General features: G+C 75.9%; 4 protein-coding genes. 3 read left to right on the top strand and 1 reads right to left on the bottom strand.

What is annotated here, in order from left to right; all coding sequences use genetic code 11:
• Window positions 1-116: 116 nt before the first annotated feature.
• Window positions 117-410: a hypothetical protein gene (locus L2C96_RS20825; RefSeq protein WP_237337415.1), complete on the top strand. Its 294-nt coding sequence runs from the start codon at window positions 117-119 to the stop codon at window positions 408-410.
• Complete coding sequence (locus L2C96_RS20820; protein ID WP_020423364.1) at window positions 407-2,905, top strand: transglutaminase TgpA family protein; 2,499 nt, start codon at window positions 407-409, stop codon at window positions 2,903-2,905. Before L2C96_RS20825 ends, L2C96_RS20820 begins: the two co-directional genes overlap by 4 nt.
• A 7-nt stretch (window positions 2,906-2,912) precedes the next feature.
• Here the strand turns inward: L2C96_RS20820 and L2C96_RS20815 are convergent, their stop codons facing one another.
• Complete coding sequence (locus tag L2C96_RS20815; protein ID WP_237337414.1) at window positions 2,913-4,049, bottom strand: MFS transporter; 1,137 nt, start codon at window positions 4,047-4,049, stop codon at window positions 2,913-2,915.
• Between the two features lie 30 nt (window positions 4,050-4,079).
• On the opposite strand from L2C96_RS20815, the gene L2C96_RS20810 reads away from it, so the two are divergent.
• A partial coding sequence (locus L2C96_RS20810) for a LacI family DNA-binding transcriptional regulator (RefSeq protein WP_237337413.1) occupies window positions 4,080-5,122 on the top strand: 1,043 nt, incomplete at its 3' end.

The following is a 5,122-nucleotide window of genomic DNA, read 5'->3' as shown; positions in this document are numbered from 1 at the left end:
GCCCGGCGCGCCAGGCGGGGCTCGCTGACCGGACATGCGCTGCGAGCGCCCACCGTGCGCGGATCCCACGCCCAGCGGCACGAACTCTCCGTTCGGCGAGCCGGGCGGGGTGCGCTGTGAGCGCCGGCGGACCGGACGCCGGACGGACACCGGCCCGCGACCGCGCTTCCACGGCGCTGCGCCAACCCGGCTCGCACGCGCCGGCCAGCGCCCCGGCGCGGCGGCACTTCGCCGCGGCCACCACCCGGCCGGCCACGCGCCGCACCCCTGCCACCGCCCGCACCCCTGCCACCGCCCGCACCGCCGCCACCGCCCGCACCGCCGCCGGCCGCCCGGCGCCACGCGGTCCGCACCACCTCGGCTGGTCGTCCACCGCGGCCGGCCACCTGAACTCCGGGGGAACGCTGTGACCACCCTGACCGGCCGCCCGCCGCGGCCCGATCAGCAGCCCGACGCACCCCCGCCGGGGCGGCCGGAGCTGCACCGGCCCACGCAGCGCGTCGCCGAGCCGCCGCCGCAGTGGCGGGGCTCGATCCTGGCGCCGATCGCCGCCGGGGTGGCCACCCTGTGCGCCTCCACCTCGCTGACCGGCGTCGTCGGCGGGGTGGGCTGGCTCGGGTACGTCACGGTCGCCGTCGTGCTCGTCGCCGCCACCGGACTCGCGCTGCGGGCCATCCGCACGCCCACCGCGGTCGTCGGGCTGGCCCAGCTCGTCGTGCTGTTGCTGCTGATCACCGGCGTGTTCACCAGCACCGGCATCCTCGGCGTCATCCCGGGCCCCGCCGCCTTCGGCGAGATCAACAGCGTGCTCACCGCGGCGTTCGAGCAGATCCGCACGGGCCTGCCGCCGGTCGAATCGACCCCGCCGATCCTGTGCCTGGTGACCATCGCGATCGGCCTGGTCGCGGTGCTCGTCGACACCCTCGCGGTCGCCGCCTCCGCGCCCGCCGCCACCGGCCTGGTGCTGCTGTGCGTCTACGCGGTGCCCGCCTCGCTGGCCGACGACATGCTCCCCTGGTGGACGTTCCTGCTCGGCGCGGCGGCCTTCGCGGGCCTGCTCGCCGTCGACGGCAATCACCGCCACCGCCGCTGGCGCAACCGCGACGCCCCCGGCCTCGGCAACGCGCCCGCCGCCGCGTCCGCACCGGTCGCCGTCGTCGCGGTCGCCCTCGTCCTGGGCCTGGTCGCGGGCACCGCGCTGACCGCCGTCGGCACCGTCGGGCGCCTGCCCGGCAGCGGCCGCAGCGGCGCGGGCGCCGGCTCCGGCGGGCTGGGCGTCAACCCGTTCACCTCGCTGCGCGGCATGCTGGACCAGGGCAGCACGGTGGACCTGTTCCGCGTCCGCGGCCTCGGCAACGACAAGCGCCTGCTGCGCGCGTTCACGCTCGACACCTACCGCCCCAACCGCGGCTGGAGCCTGCCGGACGGCCCGATGCCTGCCGGTTTCCCGGCGAACCAGCCGCTGCCCGCCGCGCCCGGCGACGACGGCTCGGGCGAGGCCCGCCAGATCCAGATCGAGCCGCTGAACTGGGTCGACGTGTGGATGCCGGTGTACGGGCAGCTGCGCGGCCTGCAGGGCGTCGGCCAGGGCTGGTACTACGACCCGACCAGCGGCGCGGTGTTCAGCGAGCGCAAGCAGCGGATCCCGGCCTACGTGGAGACCGCGTCGCTGGCCGAGCCGACGAAGGACCAGCTGGAGTCGGCCACCACCCGCGGCGGCGACATCCCGGCGAGCTACAGCCAGATCACCGGGGTCGACCCGCGCGTGGTCAGCCTCGCGCAGAACCTCGCGGCGGGCGCCACCACCGACTTCGACCGGGCGAGCGCGATCTGGCGGTACTTCAGCGGCGAGAACGGGTTCACCTACGACACCGAGACGGCCGCCGCGACCGACAGCGACGCGCTGGCCGACTTCCTGCTCAACGGCAAGCGCGGCTTCTGCGAGCAGTTCGCCTCCGCGATGGCCGTGATGCTGCGGGTGCTGAACATCCCGTCCCGGGTCGCGGTCGGGTTCACCTCCGGCTACGCCGACGGCGACACGCGCATGATCACCTCGCAGGACGCGCACGCCTGGGTCGAGGTGTACTTCGGCGACCTGGGCTGGGTCAGCTTCGACCCGACGCCGCGCTCCGACGGCCGCGGCTACGTCCCGCCGTACCTGCAGTCCGGCACCACCTCCAGCGGGTCCTCGGACTCGGAGGAGCAGGACGTGCCGAGCGTGTCCACCACGCGCGTCGCGCCGACCGGGGCGCCGGAGACCCAGGGCAGCGCCGCGAACCCGGGCGGCACGCAGGCCGCGCCTGCCGGTTCGGCGCCGGGCTGGACCGGTTGGATCGCGCTGGTGCTGGTGCTGGTCGCGCTGGCACTGACCGTGGGCGCGTTCGTCGCGATCCGCAGGCTCCGCGGGCGGACGGCGTCCTGGCTGCCGCTGGCCGCGGCCGCGGCGTGGCTGGTCGCCGTGGTGCTCACCGCGTGGCTGGTGCACTGGGTGCTGGCGCTGGTGCTGTTGCTGCTCGCGGCGGCCGGGCTGGCCCCCGCGGTGCTGCGGGAGATTCACCGGCGCCGCCGCCTGACGGCGATCACGTCCCACCAGCCCGGCGCGGCGGACGCCGCCTGGGCCGAGCTGATGGACGAGTGCGCCGATCGCGGCGTCCCGATCCCGCCGAGCGACACGGTGCGGGCGGCGGCGCAGAAGGTGGCCGTGCAGCACAACCTGGACGACGCCGGGAAGAACGACCTGCGCACGGTGGTCGGCGCGGTGGAGCGCTCGTGGTACTCCCCCAGCCAGTCCACCGGCGAGGACTTCGCCACGGCGTTCGAGGGCCTGCGCCGCAGCCTGGAGCGCAACGCGCCGATGTCCTGGCGCGGGCGGCTCTTCCCGCGGTCGGTCTTCCGCAAGCGCTGACCGCTCGTCACGGTCCCCGGAACGCGGCGGACCGGCGGACGACCAGCGTGGCGGCCAGCCCGCACCCCGCGGCCAGTGCCGTCGCGGCGGGCAGGGCGCCGTGGTCGAGGGCGGCGCCGCCCACCGCGGCGCCCCCGGCGATGCCGGCCTGGAAGGCGACGATGTAGACCGCGGACGCCAGGTCCGGCCGGTCCGCCACGCGCAGGACGGCGGCCTGCAGCACCACGCCCATGCCGCCGGCGGGCACGGCCCACAGCACGACCGCGGCGGCCGCGACCACGCCGGATCCGGCGAACAGCAGCACGAGCATGGTCGCCGCGAGACCGGCCGTGACGAGCAGCGCGGTGCCGCGCGGGTGGCTGTCCACCCGCCTGCCGATCAGGACCAGGCCGAGCAGGCCCGCCACGCCGTGCGCGAACAGCAGGCCGGAGGTCGCCGGACCGGTGAGGTGGACGGATTCCGCGATGATCGCGGTGATGTAGGTGAACACGGCGAAGTGCCCGGTCACCACCACCAGCGTGGCCAGGTTGACCGGCAGGAGGGCGCGGTTCAGCGACCCGCGCGGCGTAGCCCGCGGCCCGGCAGGCGTCGGTTCGACGCTCGCGCGGATCACCACCGCCGACAGTGCCGCCGAGGCGGCCACCGCGAGGACAGTGGCCCGCCAGCCGATCGTCCCCGCCAGCCACGAAGTGAGCGGCAGCCCGAAGAGGAACGCCAGCGAGTTCCCGGCGAACACCACCGCGGTGGCGCGGCCTGCCCGGTCCGGCCCGAGCAGCCGGGCGGCCATCGGCGCGACCACCGACCAGAACACCCCGTGCCCGGCCGCCGCGACCACCCGGGCGAGCACCGCGACGGCGTACCCGGGCGCGAGCGCCAGCAGCAGGTTCGACACCGCGATCGCCCCGACCGTGACCAGCACGGCCGTGCGCCGGTCCCAGCGCGCGGTCAGCGCGACCAGCGGCACGACCGACACCGCGACCACGACCGCGTAGCCGGTCATGAGCAGCCCGACGGCAGAGCCGGGCACACCGAACCCCGCCGCCAGCTGCGGCAGCAGGGCGACCGGCAGGTTTTCCGAGGTCACGGACACGAAGCACGCGGCGCTGAGCGCTCCCAGCGCCACGCTCGTCCTTCCGGCTCGCATTGTGTAACGATACACAGATAGGCTGGGGCCATGTCCAGCCCGGGAACGTCCCGAGTCACCATGGCCGAGGTGGCGCGCCGCAGCGGCGTCTCGCCGATGACGGTGTCCTACTGCTACAACCAGCCGGATCGCGTCGCGCCGGAGACGCTGCGCCGGGTGCGCGCGGTCGCCGCCGAGCTGGGCTATCGCGGTCCCGACCCGACGGCACGGTCACTGCGTCGTCGGCGCACCGGCACGATCGGCGTGGTGCTGGGCGAGCACCTCGCCTACGCCTTCGAAGACCCGCAGGCGCGCAGCTTCCTGACCGGGGTCGCCGAGGTCTGCCGGGAGCGTGGGACGGGCCTGAACCTGATCCCGACCACGGGCGAGGACACCGACGTCGAGCGCGTGACGTCGGCGTCGGTGGACGGCTACATCCTCTGGACGACCGCCGACAGCGATCCGGTGCTCCCCGTGGTGACCGGGCTGGGCAAGCCCGTGGCGGTGCACGGCGGCCCGGCCGCGGACGGCGCGCGGGTGGTCACGATCGACAACCGGGCCTCGGCGCGGGAACTGGCCGCGCACGTCTTCGCCGGAGCGGCGCGGCCCGCGGTGCTGAGTTTTCCCTTCGGCCGCGAGCGCACGGCCCGGATGGCAACCGGGCCGGACCCGGATGGCGTGGAGTTCCCGGTGACGCGCGACCGGCTTCGCGGCATCCTCGACCACTGCCGGGACGCGGGCCTGGACACCCGTGCGCTGCCGGTGGCCGTGGTGGCCCGCAACGACCGGACGGAAGCGGCCGCGCAGGCCGACGCGCTGCTGGACACCGGCGCCGACGCGGTGGTGGCGATGAGCGACCAGCTCGCGTTCGCCGTCCTCGACGCGGCGCGCCGCCGGGGGCTGCGCGTGCCGGCGGACGTGGCGCTCGCCGGGTGGGACGACGGCCCGGAAGCGGAGCGGGAAGGCCTCACGACGATCACCCAGTCCCTGCACGACCAGGGCCGGGCCTGCGCGCTGATCGCCCTCGGCGCCGACGCGCCGGAGAACGGGACTTGGCGGCTCACGGTCCGGGCCAGCACCCGCAAGGGGTCTTG

This window comes from Amycolatopsis tucumanensis (assembly GCF_021654135.1).
GTDB classification, from domain to species: domain Bacteria; phylum Actinomycetota; class Actinomycetes; order Mycobacteriales; family Pseudonocardiaceae; genus Amycolatopsis_E; species Amycolatopsis_E tucumanensis.
The sequence above is the reverse complement of the archived record's forward strand: the minus strand, read 5'-3'. Positions and strand labels throughout refer to the sequence as shown.